Origin of the sequence: Olsenella profusa DSM 13989 (assembly GCF_030811115.1) — a bacterium.
Lineage (GTDB): Bacteria > Actinomycetota > Coriobacteriia > Coriobacteriales > Atopobiaceae > Olsenella_F > Olsenella_F profusa.
Genome location: NZ_JAUSQK010000001.1, coordinates 2,233,448 through 2,249,284 on the forward strand (window position 1 = coordinate 2,233,448; position 15,837 = coordinate 2,249,284).

Sequence of the window (15,837 nt, forward strand, 5' to 3'; positions counted from 1 at the left end):
ACGAAGTGGGTAGGTGAGGGCTACTCGGCCGCGGGGGCTTCGGAAGCGACGACTTCGGGAACGGCGGCGTGGGTCTCCACGGCAGGGGTGGTGGCGCCGGCGGCCATCTCCTCGGCACTGATCTGCTCCTTGCCGGAGCCGGCCAGCACGGCGTCGGCCACGAGCTCGCACATGAGGTTCACGGAGCGGATGGCATCATCGTTGGCGGGGATGCCGTAGTCGACCACGTCGGGGTCGGAGTTGGTGTCGAGCAGCGAGACGACGGGGATGTGCAGGCGGTTGGCCTCGCGGATGGCGATCTCCTCGCGCTTGGAGTCGACCACGAAGAGCGCTTGGGGCAGGGCCTTGAGGTCGCGCACGCCGCCGAGGTTGCGCTGGAGCTTCTCGAGCTCCTTGGTGAGCATGGCCTGCTCCTTCTTGCCCCGCAGCGCCATGCGGCCGTCCTCGACCATGGCCTCGAGCTCCTCCATGCGATCGATGCGGGATCGCATGGTCACGAAGTTGGTGAGCATGCCGCCGAGCCAGCGCTGGTTGATGTAGGGCATGCCGCAGCGCTCAGCCTGCGTGGCGATGGGCTCCTGGGCCTGCTTCTTGGTGCCCACGAAGAGCACGCGCCCACCCTTGGCGGCGGTCTCCTTGAGGAAGGTGTACGCCTTGTCCGCATCCATGACGGTCTGCTTGAGGTCGAGGATGTAGATGCCGTTGCGCTCGCCGAAGATGTACGGGCGCATCTTGGGGTTCCAGCGACGCGTCTGGTGGCCGTAGTGGCAGCCAGCCTCGAGCAGGGTGCGGATGTTGATCTTGACAGCCATGTGCCTACCTCCGTTGGTTGTGCCTCCGCGTGGTGTCGACCCCGGAACATCCACCCAAGTCATGGCTTGTGAGCCTGGGCACCATGGACACCGAGTAGTCACGCGTGCGAATTGATGCCGTGCGGACGCACGACAGCCCAGCATTGTACCAGCAACCAGCAGCGTGTGCCAGCTTCGATGCGGGCACACACAACCTGCGCCATCCCTGGGCTACTCCGCTCGCGGATGCGCCTGCCGCGCGGCATCCTTGAGGCGCTCGATCGAGAGGTGCGTGTAGATCTGCGTCGTGGAGAGGCTGGCATGCCCCAAGAGCTCCTGCACGCTCCTGAGGTCTGCGCCGCCGCCCAGAAGCTCCGTCGCAAAGCTGTGGCGGAGGGAGTGCGGCGTCACGCTGGCGTCCAGCCCCGCCTCCCTGACCCGTCGCTCGAAGGCGTCGCGCAGCGCGTCGGCGCTCATGGCGTTGCCCCGCGTGGAGACGAAGAGGGCGTCGGTTCGCCGTCCCTTGGCATGTGAGAGCAGCTCCTGGCGCGCGCCCGCGACATAGGCGGACAGCCGCCCCATGATCCCCTGATACAGAGGGACGATGCGCTCCTTGGAGCCCTTGCCAAAGAGGTGCAGCTGCGCTTGGGAGGCATCGATGTCCCCCACCGTCAGATGCGCCGCCTCGGCGATGCGCGCCCCGCTGGCATACAGCAGCTCTATGAGGAGCGCATCGCGCCCGCCGGCGGCATCGCCACCGCAGGCATCCAGCAGCCGGGTCACGTCCCCGTCGGAGACCGTATGGGGCAGACGTTGGGCGACTTTGGGTCCCATCAGGGCATCAGCGGCCCCATTCGCGACAAGGCCCTCGCGCTCGAGCCACGAGAAGAACGACCGCACACTCGAAAGGTGGCGGTTGATGGTCTTGGTGGCATAGCCGGCACGTGAGAGCTCGCCAAGGTACCCCCTAAGGTCACGATGGGAGAGCGTGGCGAGCCCGAGACCCCTCCTGTGCAGCCATGCCCCAAATGCCGTGAGGTCACTGGCATAGGCACGCACCGTGTGGGGAGACAGCCTGCGGACGCGCGTCAGAAACGAGACGAAGCCATCCCGCAGGCGTGCGAACTCGTCGGTGGGGGCCAGCACTGGCTCGCGCATGGAGGTCGAGGCGGCCATCAGAAGGTCCCGAAGAGGTCGGGACGCGAGGCAACGAACGCCAGGAGGTCCCTGGTGGCGCGGTCGGCATAGGCCCGGTAGCGTGCGCGCTTCTTGAGGTGAGGACCCTCAAGGGGCGGCACGAGGCCAAAGTTGACGTGCATGGGCTGATAGGGATCCGTGGCCGGGTTGGTGGCATAGGCGACGAGCGACCCGAACGCCGACGTCACGGGCAGTGCGGGACGCTCGAGCCCCTTGAGGTCGGCATAGGTGTTCAGGGCGGCAAACAGCCCCGACGCGATGGCCTCGGTGTAGCCCTCCGTGCCCGTGATCTGCCCCGCAAGGCGCACCGTCGTGCCGGGGATCGCAAAGCTCCCGTCCAGCGCACGGGGCGAGTCCACGAAGGAGTTGCGATGCATGACGCCATAGCGGAAGAACTCGGCGTGCCCAAGCCCGGGGATGAGGCGAAAGACGCGCCGCTGCTCGCCCCATGTGAGGTTGGTCTGGAAGCCAACGAGGTTATAGGCCGTGCGCCCCCTGTTCTCAGCCCTTAGTTGGACGGCCGCCCAGGGACGCCTGCCGCTGCGTGGATCCAAAAGCCCCACCGGCTTGAGGGCACCGAAGCGCAGCGCGTCACGACCGGTGCGGGCGACCTCCTCCACGGGCTGACAGGCACTGAAGAGGTCCCCCTGCTCGAAGTCCCTCAGGATCGTACGCTTGGCACCAAGCAGCTCGTCATAGAAGCGATCATACTCGCCCCTGTCCATGGGGCAGTTGAGATAGTCGCCCGCGCCGGCGTCCTCATAGCGCGACTGTACGAAGGCCACGCCTCGATCTATGGACTCCGCGTCCACGATGGGGGCGGCGGCATCAAAGAACGAGAGGGACGTCGTGCCCAGGCGACGGCAGAGCGCATCGAAGAGCGCCTGCGAGCACAGGGGCCCTGCCGCGATGACGCAGGGGCCATCCGGGACGGCGATGGCCTCGCGGCGCTCGACCTCGATGAGCTCATGCGCACTGATGGCCTGGGTCACGAGGGACGAGAAGCGTACCCTGTCCACCGCCAGGGCCCCACCAGCCGGGACGCTCGCTGCGTCCGCCAGCCCAATGAGCGTCGACCCCATCGCCCCGAGCTCCTCCTTGAGGAGGCCCGCGGCACTGTCATGCCTCAGGGACTTGAAGGAGTTTGAGCACACGAGCTCGGCAAAGTCCGAGGTGTGATGGGCGGGTGCCACGGCATTGGGGCGCTGCTCGACAAGCGTCACGGGCACCCCCCGCCCGGCGAGCGCAAGGGCGCACTCGCTCCCCGCGAGTCCGCCGCCTATGACCGTCACCCTCCTATCGTCTGACATGACGCTCCCCCTCCGCCGTCCTGTGCCAGCTCGTCTCCATGTCGTCTGACCATTCTATCGTGTGCAAGGTAGGCCGACTCCGTCAGGCTGAACCGTCCGTCCGGAAGACGCCGCACCATGCCCTTGCTCTCATAGTCGGCGAGCGCACCGAGTATGCCAACGACGCTCTCCCCCAAAAAGCGCGCGAGGTCATCGGCCCGTGTCGGCTCGGAGATGAGCGCGGACACGATGCGCCCCTCCGTCCTCGGCACGCCCTCGCGTACCATGCGCAGCACCCCGTAGTCCAGCGAGATGCGCTGCTCGAGGTCCATCTCGGAGGGGATGATGTACGCACCGTCCGCTATGAGCTGGTTGGCCCCCATGGATTCCGGCGAGAAGATGCTGCCTGGTATCACGTAGAGGTCACGCCCCATCTGCGCGGCCGCCATGGCCGTGGAGAACGTCCCCGAGTGACGTCCCGCCTCACAGATGACCGTGCTCTGTGAGAGCGCGGCGATGATGGGGTTGCGGCGTGGAAAGGTGTAGCGCTTGGGCGGCGCCCCCCAGGGTTCGAGAGAAATGACGGCACCATACGTTCTGGCGCGCGCGAACACGTCCTCGGAGGAGCGCGGGTAGACCTTGTCGGCACCGGTACCGCTCACCACGATCGTCGTGCCTCCCGCGTCGAGGGCCGCGCGCGCCGAGGCCGCATCGCATCCCAGCGCACCTCCGGAGACGAGCGTGATGCCACTCTCGGCAGCGACCCTGCCGGCCAGCCGTGCGGCAGCGAGGCCATAGGGCGTCGCGCGGCGGGCACCGATGACCGAGAGGCAGCTGTTCGTGAGGGTCGACCGGTCACCCATCCCATAGATGATGTCCGGGGGCTGCTCCAGGGACTCCAGGGATGGGGGCCACCCCTCCTCTCCCCTCCTGAGCTCCCACCGTTCCCCTCCATCAGGCATCTTGCCCTCCCTCCGCACGGTTCCTGTAGCCACTGGCCTCAAGCACATGCTCGCGCCTCACATGCTCGCTCTGCTCGACGTCGGCGATGGTCCTGGCCACACGAGCCATCTTCACGATCGAACGTGCTCCGAGTGCGAGTCGCGACGAGATGCCCTCGAGACAGGTGGCGGCGCGGGTGTCGAAGAGCAACGAGTGAGGCAAGGCGTCAGACGCATCCGTCTCGTGCGGGCGATGGGACGCGAACTCCCGGGCTCCCATGACCTGCTGGCACATCGTGTGGGAGTCCATGCCCGCCTCCGCGCCGATGACCGTCTGCGACGCCGGCCGCATGACGTCCACGCGCATGTCGATGCGATCCATGAGGGGGCCGCCGATTCTGCCCTGGTAGCGTTGTACCTGTGCGGGCGTGCAGCGACAGTCGTGCGCCGGGTCGCCCAGGTAGCCGCAGGGACAGGGGTTGGAGGCGGCCACAAGCTGAAAGTCGCAGGGGAAGCGATACACGCCATCCACCCGTACGATGCGCACCTCCTTGTCCTCCATGGGCTGTCGGAGCGTCTGAAGGACGTTCGTCGCAAATTCCGGCAGCTCGTCCAGGAACAGGACGCCCTTGTGAGCGAGGGACACCTCGCCTGGAAGGACGGGCCTCCCGCCGCCCACCAAGCCACCTGCGGAGACGGAGTGGTGGGGCGCACGGAAGGGCCGCACGCCACGCATGGCGTCGTCCAAGGGCTGGCCCGCCACAGAGGTCACCAGACATACCTCCTCCAGCTCTGGCTCCGTGAGGCTGGGCAGGATGGTGGGCAGCCTCCGCGCAAGCATCGTCTTGCCCGAGCCCGGTGGCCCCACCATGAGAATCCCATGCCCACCTGCGGCGGCAATGGTAAGCGCGCGCTTCGCAGACTCCTGCCCGAACACGTTCGCGAAGTCGAGACCCTCCGTCCCATCGTCCTGCTCCCCTCCCGCAAGGCCATGGGGTACCTCCCCGTCGAGCGTCGAGACGCCCTCCCTGAGGTCCGCCAGCGAGCCAATCGCCAGAATCGCATGGGTCGACGCGCCCGCATGGAGCGCGTCGCGCGCACACGCGAGCGACGCGCCCAGACGATGTGCCAGATGCTGGTAGGCCACGGCGCCACGCGTGAGGGAGACCTCTCCCGCAAGGCCCAGCTCGCCCACGAGCAAACAACCGTCGAGACCCGCCAGGGGGATCTGCCCCGAGAGTGCCAGAATGCCTACCGCAATGGGCAGGTCAAAGGCGGTCCCGCTCTTACGCATCTCGGCGGGAGCGAGGTTCACGGTATAGTGCATGCGCGGGAGCTTGTAGCCGGCCGCCTTGATGGCGCAGCGAACGCGCGCCGCAACCTCCATGGTGCTCGTGCCCGTCATGCCGACGATGGTGATGCCCGGAATGCCACCGGAGGATGCCACTTCGACGGAGATGGGAAGCGCCTCGATGCCCCTCAGACAGGCCGAGGCGACCGTGATCGTGCCCACCATCAGAGGTCACACACGAAGGCGCCGCTGAGATGGCGCACGGTGGCGTCCCTTGCCGCCCTGACCTTGATGGCGATGACGTCAAAGCGCACGAGGCTCTCGTCCGGGTTCTCGACGAGATACTCCAGGGCGATCTTGCGATAGCGCTCCTGCTTGCGCTTGTCGACCGCGATCTCGGGCATGACGTCATCGCCCTCTGAGTCAGCCAGGCGCGCCTTTACCTCCACCATCACGACGCAGCGCCCCTGCCGGGCGACGATGTCCGCCTCGCCTCCGCGATTGCGCATGTTGCGTTCGAGCACATGGTAGCCACGTTGCTTGAGGTACAGCTCCGCCAGGTCCTCGCCGAGCGTGCCCAGCTGCCTTGTGGTCATCTTTCGTGGATCGCCATCGGCCCCCCTCGTGCCGAGCTCGAGCGCCATGGTCCAGGCATGCATGCCCCCATGCCGCGAATCCTCATCGAATCCGTCATCAAACGCATAGTCCTCGAAGGAGTCATCCTCCCACTCGGACGGTTCGACGCCGCCACGCCCGAAGACCGTGCGCGGCCCCCCTCTCCCATCTGCCATGCCTGCTCCTTCCCGTGATGGACGAGCGAGCACTGAGCATGACAGGCATAGCTGGCAGAGATGCCTGCAGAAGCTGCAGGCATCTGCTGACATGGGCATGCCTGTGTCAGATCTACCGAGGAAGGCCACCTACAGAGCGGCGCCAGAAGGGGACAAGGAAAGCACGCGCGAACGGCCCCCTCAGAAGAGGGAGTGTGTCTCCAAGAAGTTCCCACAGAACGAGACGCGATGGATGGGCGTGAGCCCATGGTCACGGATGGCCTGGATGTGCTCCGCAGAGCCATAGCCCTTGCAGGCGGCAAGGTGATAGGCCGGATACTCCCCGTCGTACTCCACCATGAGGGCGTCACGCGTGACCTTGGCCACGATGGACGCGGCCGAGATGCAGGCAATACGTGCATCCCCCCTCACGAGCGTCCTCTCGCGGGGGTGCACATGCACGGGATTTCCATCGATGAGCACGCAGTCGGGATCGACACCGGCATCCTCGATGGCGCCGGACATCGCCATCCGCAGCGCCTGGGGCATGCCCACGGCATCGATGGAGGCAGGCTCGACGTGACAGATGCCGATGGCACGGGCCACCTGGCGAATCCTGTTGGCCAGCCCGGCGCGACGGGCGGGCGCCAGCCGCTTGGAGTCGTTGATGCCCCATACCCTGGGGTCAGGGGGAAGGGCTACCGCACACACCGTCAACGGCCCCGCAAGGGCACCGCGTCCCACCTCGTCCACACCGAGCACGAGGCCATCGCCGCCCATCTCGCCCATGAGGGCGTACATCCCCTCCACGCGCTCGCGCTGCGCCTGCTCGCGCCCGCGGCGGCGGCAGGCGACCTCGACGGCATGCCGCACCTGACGACGGGGATCATGCCCATAGCGCTCGATGAGGTCATCAAGCTCCTCGAGGGGGGCGCCAGCAAGCAGGCCGGCGACCTCCTTGGCCGTTGCGGCATGCGACGCGCCCATTCGCTCCCCCTCCCAAAAAGACCGCCCCGCAGCCGCGGGGCGGCACCGCTGGCTCCTAGCGCCTCTCGCGGATGCGCGCCGCCTTGCCGACGCGGTCACGCAGGTAGTAGAGCTTGGCACGATGGACGTCCCCATGGCGCACGACCTCGAGCTGGGCGATCTTGGGGCTGTGGAGGGGGAAGGTGCGCTCGACGCCGACGCCGAAGGAGATCTTGCGGACGGTGAGGGTCTCGCGGGAGGAGTCGCCGCTCATGCTGATGACGTCGCCCTGGAAGACCTGCTCGCGCTCGCGGTCGCCTTCCTTGATGCGGTAATGCACCTTGACGTTGTCACCGACACGAACCGGCGGGATGTCCTCGCGGATCTGCTGGCGCTCGATGGCGCGGATGTAGTCCATGGTTACCTCGTCTCTAGAGGTGCCGTCGTCCCGTGAGCGGCACGTAGGCTTACACACGGCGAGTCATTATATGGCATGCGCCCCGTCGGGGCAAGGAGGTCCAGGTTCCCTTCCCGCGCTTGGGCACAAAGCGACCACAATGGCCGGGCGCGAGCTATGCCTGGGCGAGCCCCCAGCCGATGGTGCGCTCGCGCATGCCCACGGAGTCGCGGTAGATCCCCTCCTTGCGCATGTCTGGGGTCGACCGAACTCGATGTCGCTCTCGATGGTGTCATCGAAGAGGTAGACGTCCTTGAAGACCATGGAGAAGCTGGAGAGCAGGGCGTCCACCTTCCAGTCGCGCACGTCGTGCGCACACACATGACGGTGGCGACAAACAGGCCGCAGCGCGGGTCAGTCACGGCGAGCATCCGTAGATGGCACCGGTGGTCACGCCCGCCGACGTGACGGTGCCGCGCATCGAGACACCGGAGAGGCCCCCTCGAGAAAGGCGGAGCGGGCGGAGTCGAGTATGGCCGCACGGGTGCCGCCAGCTGGGCCGTCCGTGGCCTCGACGTCGTCCATGGATCCCCCTTCCGATTGCCCCCCAGGGCACCTCATCGCGGCGTTCCCCAGCTCAGCCGCCAGGGCGCTGGTCGGACAGGCTCCAGGCCTTGGGCACGTTGAGCTGCTCGTAGAGCCGGATGGCGTAGCGGTCGGTCATGCTGCTCACGTAGTCTGCCGCCTGGACGTCCACGGAGTCCTCCTCGTGAGAGCGATACTCGGCCGGCATTTCGTATGGATGGCATACGAAGTGCGCAAACAGCTCCTCCACAAGATGCGCCGCCTTGGGCTCCTCCCGCTTGGCCTCACCACGGGAGTACAGGTTCTGGAACAGGAAGCCCCTCATCCTCATCATGGCATCCCACACCACATCGGACATGGCGATCTCGCTGCGCTGGGCACTCGCGCCGACCGCGTCGTGCACCATGGTCTCTATGCGCTCGGACGAGCTTGACCCCAGGATGTTGCGCAGATCCACGGGAAGCGACTCCTCGCTCAGGATGCCGGCACGCTTGGCGTCATCCATGTCGTGGGTCACATAGGCCATGCGATCCGCCCGGGCGACCACCTGGCCCTCGAGCGTGTGGGCCGCCGTTCCTTGGTTGTGGTTGACGATGCCATCTATGACCTCTCGGGTGAGATTGAGGCCGCGACCATCCTTCTCCAGCAAGCAGACGATGCGGGCGCTCTGCTCATTGTGATGGAAGAGCCGTGGATCATCAGGGCCGCAGTGCAGCCTGCGTGCCATGGCGCGCTGGAGCGCCCGCTCGCCGCAGTGCCCGAAGGGCGTGTGCCCCAGGTCATGACCAAGCGCTATGGCCTCCGTGAGGTCGACGTTGAGCCCCAGGGGGAGCGCGATGGCGCAGGCGATCTGGGCGACCTCGAGGGTATGCGTCAGGCGCGTGCGATAGTGATCCCCCTCTGGCGCCAGGAAGACCTGCGTCTTGTTGGCAAGGCGCCTGAAGCTCTTGCTGTGCAGGATCCTGTCGCGGTCGCACTGGAAACAGGTGCGCAGGGGATCCGGCGTCTCCTCCCGCACGCGGCCGGAGCTCTCGTCGGAATGGCAGGCCCGGGGGCTGAGCAGCTCGTGCTCGCGTCGCTCCAGGGTCTCTCGGTCGATGACGTCCATACATGCCTCCCGCAAAAAGGCAGGGGGAGAGGCCCCAAAAAGCCCCTCCCCCGTCACAACGGCTCAGACCACGTGACCCTAGGCGAGCTTCCGGGGCCCGCCGTTGGAGCGAATCTTGGCCTGGGCGCCCGCAAGTCGTGCGATGGGCACGCGGTAGGGCGAGCAGGACACGTAGTCAAGGCCGATGTCATAGTACATCTGGATGGAGTCGGGGTCACCGCCGGTCTCGCCGCACACGCCGCAGACGATGGTGTCGTTGGCGGCATGGCCACCCTTGACGCCCGTCTCGACCAGCTTTGCGACGCCGGGATCCAGCGTCTCGAACGGGTTGGCCTTGAGGATCTTCTTGGCAAGGTACTGCGGGATGAACGCAGACTCGACATCGTCGCGTGAGAAGCCAAAGGTGGTCTGCGTGAGGTCATTGGTGCCAAAGGAGAAGAAGTCGGCATACCTGCCGATCTCGTCGGCAGTCACGGCAGCGCGCGGAAGCTCGATCATGCAGCCGATGGGAATGGAGAGCTCGACGCCCTCGGCCTCCTCGATGGACCCGACGACCTTCTCGATCTGCTCGCGGACGAGCTTGAGCTCCTCGACGGTGGAGATGAGCGGCACCATGATCTCGGGCTTGGGGTCGAGGCCCAGCTTCCTGAGCTTGGCGGCAGCACCGGCGATGGCGCGAACCTGCATGTCGTTGAGCTCGGGATAGACGATGCCCAGGCGGCAGCCGCGCAGGCCGAGCATGGGGTTGGCCTCCTGGAAGGAGTCCAGGCGGGCGAGACGCTCGCGCATGGCCGCAATCTGGGTCTCATTCTCGCCACGACCCTCAGCATGGGCGATCTCGACGGCGAGCTCGCGCGGGTCATCGAGAAACTCATGCAGGGGCGGGTCGAGGAGGCGGACGATGACGGCCCTGCCGTCCATGGCCTTGAACATGCCCTCGAAGTCGCCGGTCTGCGCCTTGAGGAGCTGACCCAGGGCCTGCTGCTTCTGGCCGTCGGTGTCCGCGAGGATGAAGGACTGGATGATCTGCTTGCGCTCGCCCAAAAACATGTGCTCCGTGCGGTCCAGGCCGATACCCTCGGCGCCGAAGTCCACGGAGAGCTGGGCATCCTCGGGATTGTCGGCATTGGTGCGCACGCCGAAGATGCGGCCGCGGGAGGCATCGTGACGGACGTCATCGGCCCATTCGAGCATGGTCTCGAGGTCACCGGTGAGCTCGGGACGCGTCAGGGGCACCTCGCCCACGATGATGTCGCCCGTGGTGCCATTGATGGAGATGATGTCACCCTCGTGCAGGGTGACGCCCGTGCCGGAGATGGTGACCTCCTTCTTGTCGGCGTCGATCTTGAGCGCCTCGGCACCGCACACGCAGGGGGCACCCATGCCACGGGCGATGACGGCCGCATGGGACGTCTTGCCACCGTGGGAGGTGAGGATGCCCTCGGCGGCGACCATGCCCTTGAGATCGTCGGGCGTGGTCTCCCAGCGCACGAGGATGCAGGGCTTCTCGATGTGCTGGTAGTGAACGGCCGCGTCGGAGGAGAACACCACGGCACCCACGGCGGCACCGGGGCTGGCATTCATGCCCTTGGCCACGACGTCATAGGTGGCCTTGGGGTCGAACTGGGGGTGCAGCAGCTGATCAAGCTGATCGGGGGCGACGCGCAGGATGGCCTGCTCCTTGGAGATGCGACCCTCCTCGACCATCTGCATGGCCACCTTGAGCGCGGAGAGCGCGGTGCGCTTGCCCACGCGGGTCTGCAGCATCCAGAGCTTGCCCTCCTGGATGGTGAACTCGAGATCCATCATGTCCGCGTAGTGGTCCTCGAGGATCTCGAACACGTGATAGAGGTCCCTGCCCGCCTGCTCGAGGCCCTTGACCTTGGGGAGGTCGGAGATGGGCTCGGTATTGCGGATGCCCGCCACGACGTCCTCGCCCTGGGCGTTGACCAAGAAGTCGCCATAGCGCTCGTTGGTGCCGTCTGCGGGGTTGCGTGTGAAGGCGACGCCGGTGGCGGAGGTGTCACCCATGTTGCCGAAGACCATCACCTGCACGTTGACGGCGGTGCCGAGGGAGTCGTCGATCTTGTTCTGCTTGCGGTACAGGACGGCGCGCTCGGTGTTCCAGGAGCCGAAGACGGCCTGCTCGGCGAGGCGCAGCTGCAGCAGGGGATCCTGGGGGAACGAGGCCTGGCCACCCGGCGCGACCTCGGGGTGGGCCTGGGAGTCGACGTTCTTGGCGAAGATGCCCTTGAAGGTCTCCGTGAGGCCCTTGAGGTCCTCGGCCGTGAGGTCGGTGTCGAGCCTGACGCCCCTCTCTGCCTTCTTCTCGTTGATGGCATCCTCGAAGAGCTGGCCGTCGACACCCATGACGACGTTGGAGAACATCTGGATGAAGCGACGGTAGGAGTCCCACCCGAAGCGCTCGTTGTTGGTCTTCTTGATGAGGCCCAGGACGGACTCATCGTTGAGGCCCAGGTTGAGGACCGTGTCCATCATGCCAGGCATCGAGAACGGCGCACCGGAGCGCACGGAGACGAGCAGCGGGTCGTCCGCGTCGCCGATCTTCTTGCCCATGCGCCGCTCGAGGTCGCGACGGTACTCGTCGATCTCGTCGAGCACGCCCTCGGGCCACACGTTGCCCGCGCTGGAGTAGGCAACGCAGGTCTGGCAGGTGATGGAGAATCCCGGAGGCACGGGAAGGCCGATGTTGGCCATCTCGGCAAGGTTGGCACCCTTGCCACCCGTGATCCACTTGGCCTCATTGACAGTCTTGCCGGCGACCTCGGTCACGTTGTTACCGTTTTCGTCAACGCCGAAACGGTATACGTGCTTCTCAGCCATATAACACCCCTCATCGTCTCTTGGGCGCATGCTCATGCGTCCCCCCTTATGTGAGGAACTGCCCCGGCAAGGCCAGAGGCAGCTCCCGTGTGCCACATTTTATTCTTTCTCAGCCCACATGCCACTCTCCCGTCACATCTCTGGACGGGCGAAATAGGCGGCGGGCGACAACGAGCTCCAGAGAGCCAGCCTACTGGACGGTGGGAGCCTCGTTGTTGGAGCGACGGCCCGCCTGGTACTTGGGTTCGGTGTCCGTAAGCGTCGAGATGATCGTGATGGCAGGTCCCAAGAGGTCGATGCTGGGAACGCCCCTGCCATCAAGCTCGCGGCGTATGTCCCTGCGGAGGTTGCGGTTCACGATCGTGTGAAAGACGGCAACCGGAACACCGGGAACGATGTTGTCATCAAGGAACTTGGCAACCATGTCCACGGTCTTCACGTTGCCCAGCCGAAGAATCTGGATGCAGCCATCGTCAAACTGGTCGGCGGCGGCCTCCACGACACTCGCGGCGGTCTTGCCACGCGCATCGGAGATGACCAGCACGACAGGCGTGGCGTTCTCGTTGGAGCGTGTAGTCTCGAGCGTGTCCTCAGGCATTGGTGAAGCCTCCCAAATTCGTACCCCGGTGTTGCCAGGAACCATCTACCCCTTCGTGCGGGAGAGGAAGCCGATGTCTGCCACATCGGCGAAGACGGCGGCAAAGCGATTGAGCAGGCGCAGTCGGTTCTCCCGTAGCCCAGTGTCCTCGTCCATGACAAGTACGTCATCAAAGAATCGGTCGATGGGCCCTCTTAGTTCCGCAAGTGCTGCACAGGCCTCCCCATAGGCACCCGTGCTCAACGCATTCTTCACATTCCGGTCACCCCGTTCGCACGCATCGAGCAGAGCGCGCTCCGCTGAACCGAGCCTGCGGACATCGACGGCGGTGCCCAGGGAGGCATCCGCCAGATGGGCGGCGCGGGTATAGGCGGTCGCGAGGTCCTCGAAGACCTCGCGGGCACCGTCATGCGCGTCCTGCAGCGCACGCCCACGGGCAAGGAACTCGGCGGGGTCGATGACGTCCACGGCCGAGACGGCATCGATGATGTCGGGGGAGATGCCCTCGTCGCGCGCGATGATGCGCAGGCGGCCCTTGAAGAAGTCGCGCACCCTGCCCGCGGCCTCGGCCTTGTCGAACGAGAGGCCCTGCTCGAGATAGGCATCGAGCGACGTGGAGACGAGCCTTGCGAGCGAGACCGTGGGAAGCTCCCTCAGCAGGGCGACGCACCCGATGGCGGCACGACGCACGGCAAAGGGGTCGGAGGAACCGGTTGGTGCCTCGTCGATGGCAAAGATGCCACAGACGGTGTCGAGCTTGTCGGCAATGGCGACCGCCTTGCCCACGCGGCCGGAAGGCAGCTCGTCACCGGCGAAGCGGGGTCGATAGTGCTCGCGAATGGCGCGCGCGACCTCGTCCGGCTCGCCCTGCGCCCGCGCGTAGTAGCCGCCCATGACCCCCTGCTGGTTTGTGAACTCCACGACGGCCTGGCTGACGAGGTCGGCCTTGGACAGGTGTGCGGCACGGGCGGCGAGGGGGGCATCCTCCGCATGGCCGGCACCCTCCATGACGGCGGGCGCGATGCGCTCCATGCGATGGGTCTTCTGCAGGACGGTGCCCAGCCTCTCCTGGAACGTCACCGTGGAGAGGCGTTCGACGAAGTCCTCGAGCGGATGCTTGAGATCCTCCTCGAAGAAGAACTTGGCGTCGTCGAGGCGGGCGCGCACGACGCGCTCGTTGCCATCGATGACGGTGGAATCCACGGCGGGGTCGGCGTTGGACACGACGACGAACTCACGGGTGAGCATACCGTTCGCATCATAGAGGGGAAAGTAGCGTTGGTTGGAGAGCATGGAGTCACAGATGATCTCCGGCGGCACATCAAGGAAACCCTCGTCGAAGGTGCCCACAAGCACATGGGGCCACTCGGTGAGGTTGACGACCTCGTCAAAGATGCGCCTGGGCATGTCCACATGGGCGCCACCACGTGCCGCTTCGACCTCGGCGACGCCGGCTCGGATGACCTCGCCACGCTCACGCTCGCCCATGACGTATGCGTCGTGCAGCACGTCCACATAGTGGGCCGCGTCGGGCACGACATGCTCGCCCGGCCCCATCACGCGATGGCCGCGGGTGGTGTTGGAGCTCTCGACTCCTGCATAGCGCACGGGCACGACGTCCGTGCCCAGAAGGCAGCAGATCCACCGAATGGGGCGCACGAAGCCCTGATGCTCGTTCCCCCAACGCTGACTGCGGTAGTTGGGCCACTCGAGGGAGGCGATGGCATCCTCGCAGAGCGCGGAGAGCAGGGGTGCCGCGGGCCTCGAGGCCACGCGATGCTCCGCAAACACGTACTCACGCCCGTCATCGTCAACGCGCCTGATGAGGTCGATGGGATCGACGCCCATCTTGCGGGCAAAGCCCTGGGCGGCCTTCGTGGGCGTGCCGTCCTCGGCAAAGGCGATCCGTGTCGCCGGGCCACGGTTGGTCTCGCTGATCTCCTCCGTGGCCGTGGCGACAGCCGCCACCATCACGGTCAGGCGGCGGGGCGTGGAGAGGGTGCTCACCGCACCGTGTGCGAGGCCCGCATCCGTAAGGGCCCCGTCAACCAGCTCACCGAGCTGCCGCTGCGCATGCATGAGCGGGGCGGAGGGCATCTCCTCGCAGCCGATCTCCAGCAGGAGGTCCTTGGTCGTCTCTGCCATCTAGGCCACCTCCCTCGTGGAGGCGGACGCAGGCGTCTTCGACGCCACCTCCGCGAGGTAGGCCTCGCAGCATGCCTTGGCCACGGCGCGCACGCGCAGGATGTAGTTGGCACGCTCGGTTGCCGAGATGGCGCCGCGCGAATCGAGCAGGTTGAAGGCGTGACTGCACTTCATGACGCAGTCGTAGGCCGGAAGGGGCAGCCTGCGGTCGAGGCAGGCGTGGCACTCGGCCTCGTACTCGTCGAACTTCTCTCGCATGAGCGCGACGTTGGCCACCTCGAAGTTGTAGGTCGAGAACTCGCGCTCGTTCTCGAGGAAGACGTCACCGTACGTCATGGGCATGCCATCGGGCAGGTGGCTCCACACGATGTCGTAGACGGAGTCGACGCCCTGGGCGTACATGGCGATGCGCTCGAGGCCGTAGGTGACCTCCACGGGCACGGGGTCGACCTCGATACCGCCCACCTGCTGGAAGTAGGTGAACTGGGTGACCTCCATGCCGTCCATCCACACCTCCCAGCCGAGACCCCAGGCACCCAGCGTGGGACTCTCCCAGTCGTCCTCCACGAAGCGGACGTCGTGCTCGGCGGGATCGAGGCCGATGGCACGAAGCGATCCCAGGTAGAGGTCCTGGGAGTCGACCGGGGACGGCTTGAGGATCACCTGGTACTGATAGTAGTGCTGCATGCGGTTGGGGTTCTCGCCGTAGCGACCGTCGGTGGGGCGGCGGCAGGGCTGCGCGTAGCAGGTGCGCCAGGCATCGGGTCCCAGCGAGCGCAGGAGCGTGGCCGTATGGAAGGTGCCCGCGCCCACCTCGCTGTCGTAGGGCTGCATGACGGTGCAACCCTGCGCGGCCCAATAGTGCTCAAGGGCCAAGATCATATCCTGAAAGGTAAGTGGCTGTACGCTCATGTG

13 protein-coding genes are annotated in these 15,837 nt (G+C 66.2%); all 13 read right to left on the bottom strand.

Annotation, left to right across the window (positions count from 1 at the left end):
• Window positions 1–20 precede the first annotated feature (20 nt).
• Window positions 21–812 carry a 30S ribosomal protein S2 gene (gene rpsB / locus J2S71_RS10395; RefSeq protein WP_307391589.1) on the bottom strand — a complete coding sequence of 264 codons (792 nt, stop codon included), beginning with the start codon at window positions 810–812 and terminating at the stop codon, window positions 21–23.
• A gap of 210 nt (window positions 813–1,022) precedes the next feature.
• Window positions 1,023–1,967 carry a tyrosine recombinase XerC gene (locus J2S71_RS10400; RefSeq protein WP_307391593.1) on the bottom strand — a complete coding sequence of 315 codons (945 nt, stop codon included), beginning with the start codon at window positions 1,965–1,967 and terminating at the stop codon, window positions 1,023–1,025.
• A complete protein-coding gene (trmFO, locus tag J2S71_RS10405) occupies window positions 1,967–3,298 on the bottom strand; it encodes a methylenetetrahydrofolate--tRNA-(uracil(54)-C(5))-methyltransferase (FADH(2)-oxidizing) TrmFO (protein ID WP_307391595.1) in 1,332 nt (443 codons plus the stop codon). The genes J2S71_RS10400 and trmFO overlap by 1 nt, the downstream gene beginning before the upstream one ends.
• Window positions 3,277–4,239, bottom strand: coding sequence for a DNA-processing protein DprA (locus J2S71_RS10410; protein WP_021726045.1), 963 nt, complete (start codon window positions 4,237–4,239; stop codon window positions 3,277–3,279). Before J2S71_RS10410 ends, trmFO begins: the two co-directional genes overlap by 22 nt.
• Entirely contained in the window at window positions 4,232–5,734 is a 1,503-nt protein-coding gene (locus tag J2S71_RS10415; RefSeq protein WP_021726264.1) for a YifB family Mg chelatase-like AAA ATPase, read from the bottom strand. Before J2S71_RS10415 ends, J2S71_RS10410 begins: the two co-directional genes overlap by 8 nt.
• The gene (locus tag J2S71_RS10420) at window positions 5,734–6,300 is read right to left on the bottom strand and encodes a YraN family protein (protein WP_307391600.1); all 567 of its coding nucleotides are present in this window, start codon (window positions 6,298–6,300) and stop codon (window positions 5,734–5,736) included. Before J2S71_RS10420 ends, J2S71_RS10415 begins: the two co-directional genes overlap by 1 nt.
• A gap of 180 nt (window positions 6,301–6,480) precedes the next feature.
• Window positions 6,481–7,266, bottom strand: coding sequence for a ribonuclease HII (gene rnhB / locus J2S71_RS10425; RefSeq protein WP_307391603.1), 786 nt, complete (start codon window positions 7,264–7,266; stop codon window positions 6,481–6,483).
• Window positions 7,267–7,321: 55 nt separating this feature from the next.
• Window positions 7,322–7,663 (bottom strand): 50S ribosomal protein L19, encoded by a 342-nt coding sequence (gene rplS, locus J2S71_RS10430; protein WP_021726065.1) that lies wholly within the window; start codon window positions 7,661–7,663, stop codon window positions 7,322–7,324.
• A gap of 616 nt (window positions 7,664–8,279) precedes the next feature.
• Window positions 8,280–9,335, bottom strand: a complete 1,056-nt coding sequence (locus J2S71_RS10435) for a deoxyguanosinetriphosphate triphosphohydrolase (protein WP_307391609.1) — start codon at window positions 9,333–9,335, stop codon at window positions 8,280–8,282.
• A 78-nt stretch (window positions 9,336–9,413) separates the two neighbouring features.
• The gene (ppdK, locus tag J2S71_RS10440) at window positions 9,414–12,179 is read right to left on the bottom strand and encodes a pyruvate, phosphate dikinase (protein ID WP_307391612.1); all 2,766 of its coding nucleotides are present in this window, start codon (window positions 12,177–12,179) and stop codon (window positions 9,414–9,416) included.
• Between the two features lie 190 nt (window positions 12,180–12,369).
• On the bottom strand, window positions 12,370–12,777 hold the full coding sequence (locus J2S71_RS10445) for a kinase/pyrophosphorylase (RefSeq protein ID WP_021726223.1): 408 nt from the start codon (window positions 12,775–12,777) through the stop codon (window positions 12,370–12,372).
• Window positions 12,778–12,822: 45 nt separating this feature from the next.
• Complete coding sequence (gene glyS, locus J2S71_RS10450) at window positions 12,823–14,922, bottom strand: glycine--tRNA ligase subunit beta (protein WP_021726200.1); 2,100 nt, start codon at window positions 14,920–14,922, stop codon at window positions 12,823–12,825.
• Window positions 14,923–15,834 carry a glycine--tRNA ligase subunit alpha gene (locus J2S71_RS10455; protein WP_307391616.1) on the bottom strand — a complete coding sequence of 304 codons (912 nt, stop codon included), beginning with the start codon at window positions 15,832–15,834 and terminating at the stop codon, window positions 14,923–14,925.
• Between the last annotated feature and the right edge of the window lie 3 nt (window positions 15,835–15,837).

Coding starts and splice junctions, on each gene's coding strand:
- trmFO (WP_307391595.1), bottom strand. CDS start 3,298: ATGTCAGACGATAGGAGGGTGACGGTCATAGGCGGCGGACTCGCGGGG.
- ppdK (WP_307391612.1), bottom strand. CDS start 12,179: ATGGCTGAGAAGCACGTATACCGTTTCGGCGTTGACGAAAACGGTAAC.
- glyS (WP_021726200.1), bottom strand. CDS start 14,922: ATGGCAGAGACGACCAAGGACCTCCTGCTGGAGATCGGCTGCGAGGAG.
- J2S71_RS10420 (WP_307391600.1), bottom strand. CDS start 6,300: ATGGCAGATGGGAGAGGGGGGCCGCGCACGGTCTTCGGGCGTGGCGGC.
- rpsB (WP_307391589.1), bottom strand. CDS start 812: ATGGCTGTCAAGATCAACATCCGCACCCTGCTCGAGGCTGGCTGCCAC.
- J2S71_RS10455 (WP_307391616.1), bottom strand. CDS start 15,834: ATGAGCGTACAGCCACTTACCTTTCAGGATATGATCTTGGCCCTTGAG.
- J2S71_RS10435 (WP_307391609.1), bottom strand. CDS start 9,335: ATGGACGTCATCGACCGAGAGACCCTGGAGCGACGCGAGCACGAGCTG.
- J2S71_RS10400 (WP_307391593.1), bottom strand. CDS start 1,967: ATGGCCGCCTCGACCTCCATGCGCGAGCCAGTGCTGGCCCCCACCGAC.
- J2S71_RS10410 (WP_021726045.1), bottom strand. CDS start 4,239: ATGCCTGATGGAGGGGAACGGTGGGAGCTCAGGAGGGGAGAGGAGGGG.
- rnhB (WP_307391603.1), bottom strand. CDS start 7,266: ATGGGCGCGTCGCATGCCGCAACGGCCAAGGAGGTCGCCGGCCTGCTT.
- J2S71_RS10415 (WP_021726264.1), bottom strand. CDS start 5,734: ATGGTGGGCACGATCACGGTCGCCTCGGCCTGTCTGAGGGGCATCGAG.
- J2S71_RS10445 (WP_021726223.1), bottom strand. CDS start 12,777: ATGCCTGAGGACACGCTCGAGACTACACGCTCCAACGAGAACGCCACG.
- rplS (WP_021726065.1), bottom strand. CDS start 7,663: ATGGACTACATCCGCGCCATCGAGCGCCAGCAGATCCGCGAGGACATC.